Genomic DNA, 2,248 nt, shown 5'->3' on the forward strand with positions numbered 1-2,248 from the left:
TGGCCCCCGCCGGGCAGGCGGCCATCGCCGCCGCCAAGGCGGACGGGCGCTGGGAGGCCGCCTATTCGGGCGCGGCGACGGCGGAGGTCCCGGATGACCTCGCCGCCGCCATCGCGGCGGAGCCGCGGGCGCAGGCGATGTTCGAGGTCCTGACGTCCGTGAACCGGTATGCCCTGATCTACCGCACCAACTCGGTCAAGCAGGCCTCGACCCGGGAGCGGAAGATCGCCGGGTTCGTGGAAATGCTGGCCAGGTTCGACACGCCGTACCCGCAGACCAGGCGTCCCCCGGAACCGTAGCGCTCGCCCGCCGCGCATCCCAGAGAATTCCCAGCGCCCTTGCTGGCTGCGGGGAGTTGCGTCTGGCAGGATTGGGCGAATGCTCCTTGCCCAGCGTGCCCCGCGACCCCCTGCCCGCCTGCCGCTGCCGTCCCAGCAGCGGCTCTTCTTCGTGGCTGCGGGCCTGTTAATTGCGGGCGAGACGATCTTCTGGACCGTGCTCGCCGCCGTGCAGTCGAACAGCGGCGTGGCTGACCTGGACGGGCCCGTGCACGACGGAATCGTGGCGTCCCGGACCCCACTGGCCACCGCCATCCTGGCGGCCGTGACCACGGTGACGTCGCCGCTGTGGATGACGGTGATCGGTTGCGCCGTGGCTCTGGCCTGGGCGGTCTTCAAGCGTGAAGTCTGGCGTCCCGCCCTGCTGGTCGGCGCCATGGCGGCGACCTTCGCGGTGTCCACGCTGGTGAAGCACGACGTCGGCCGGAGCCGGCCCGCCGCCAGCGGCTTCATGCTGGGACCGGACGACGCCCTGTCCTTTCCCTCCGGCCATACCTTCGGGGCCGGCGTCTTCCTGTGCGTCCTCAGCTACCTGCTGCTGGCGGCCCGCGGCACGCGGACGGGTAAACGGACGACGTCGGTGCTCGGCTTCGCGGCAGCGGCTGCCGGGACACTGGTGGTTGCCTTCAGCCGCCTGTACCTGGGGTACCACTGGCTGACGGACGTGCTCGCCTCCATGGGCCTGGCGCTCGCCGTTACCGGGATCGTTATCCTGACCGACGGGCTGCGCGCCGCCGCGGCCCCGTCCGGGCAACACTCAGTGGAGGCGGGACCGTCAGAGTCCGACGCCCATCGCCTGGGCGATCACCACCGCCGAGGCTGAGGACCACGCCTGCGGGTGGCACGACGCCGGATACGGTACCGCGACGCTCGAGTCCTCGGCCCGCACCCCGGCGAACACCTCCGGCAACCGGTGCCCGAAGGAGGCCGCCGCCGCGATCAGGCCGTCGGCGAGGGTGCGTGCCTCTGCGACGAAACCGTCGGCCAGGAGGCCGCGGATCGCGATGGCGGTGTCGTGGCTCCAGACCGAGCCGCAGTGGTAGCTGAAGGGCCAAAACCCTGCGGCCCGCCGCGAAATCGTGTGCACGCCGTAGCCGGAGAACAGCTCGGGGCTCACCAGCCGGTCCGCGACGATCCGGGCTTCGGCCGCGTCCAGGATGCCCGTGCCCAGCAGATGCCCCATGTTCGAGCCCGGGATGTCCAAGGGGACCCCGTGCCCGTCCAGGGCCATTGCCGGGAACGGCCCGCCGTCGTCCTCAACCCAGAAACGCTCCCGGAACCTGAGCCGCAGGGCCGCGGCGAAGTCGCGCAGCGCCTGAGCGCCCGGTTCCCCGAACGCGTCGAACAGTTCCGCCGTCCCCATGGCTGCCTGGTACGCGTAGCCCTGCACCTCGGACAGGGCGATGGGCCCCTCGGCCTGCCGGCCGTCGCGGAACTGCATGGCGTCCCGGGAATCCTTCCAGCCCTGGTTGCTCAGGCCGTGGCCCGTGGAGTCACGGTAGCTGAGGAACCCGCCGTTGCCGGCTGCGCCGTCCGCTGCGCCGTCTACCGGGGAGCCGGCGGCGAGCAGCCACTCCGCGGCGCGTGCCGCGTTCGGCAGCAGCGACCGCACGGCGTCCTCGTCCCGGCCGGTGCGCCAGAGTTCCCCGAGCAGGCAAAGCCACAACGGGGTGGAATCCACCGCCCCGAAGTACACCGGCGGCAGGCGCAGGTTCTGGCTTTCAAGAACCAGTTCTTTGGACCGCAGTTCGTGCAGGATCTTGCCGGGTTCCTCGGCGGCCGCCGCGTCCGTCCGGGTGCCCTGGAAAGCAGCCAGCGCGCGCAGGGTGCCCGCCGCCAGCCCGTTGTCCGCGCCGGTGTCCAGAGGCAGCAGCAGCCGCGCAGCCCACAGCGAATCCCGTCCGAACGGC

3 protein-coding genes are annotated in these 2,248 nt (G+C 71.8%); 2 read left to right on the forward strand and 1 reads right to left on the reverse strand.

Annotation, left to right across the window (positions count from 1 at the left end):
* The coding region (locus tag LQV45_RS26740) for a YdeI family protein (protein ID WP_230009766.1) at positions 1-299 on the forward strand (299 nt) is incomplete at its 5' end.
* A gap of 79 nt (positions 300-378) precedes the next feature.
* Positions 379-1,161 carry a phosphatase PAP2 family protein gene (locus LQV45_RS26745; protein WP_230009768.1) on the forward strand — a complete coding sequence of 261 codons (783 nt, stop codon included), beginning with the start codon at positions 379-381 and terminating at the stop codon, positions 1,159-1,161.
* Here the strand turns inward: LQV45_RS26745 and LQV45_RS26750 are convergent.
* On the reverse strand, positions 1,114-2,248 hold a 1,135-nt coding region (locus LQV45_RS26750), incomplete at its 5' end, for an amylo-alpha-1,6-glucosidase (protein WP_374208300.1). The genes LQV45_RS26745 and LQV45_RS26750 overlap by 48 nt on opposite strands.

The sequence above is a fragment of the Microbacterium sp. Bi128 genome (assembly GCF_918698205.1).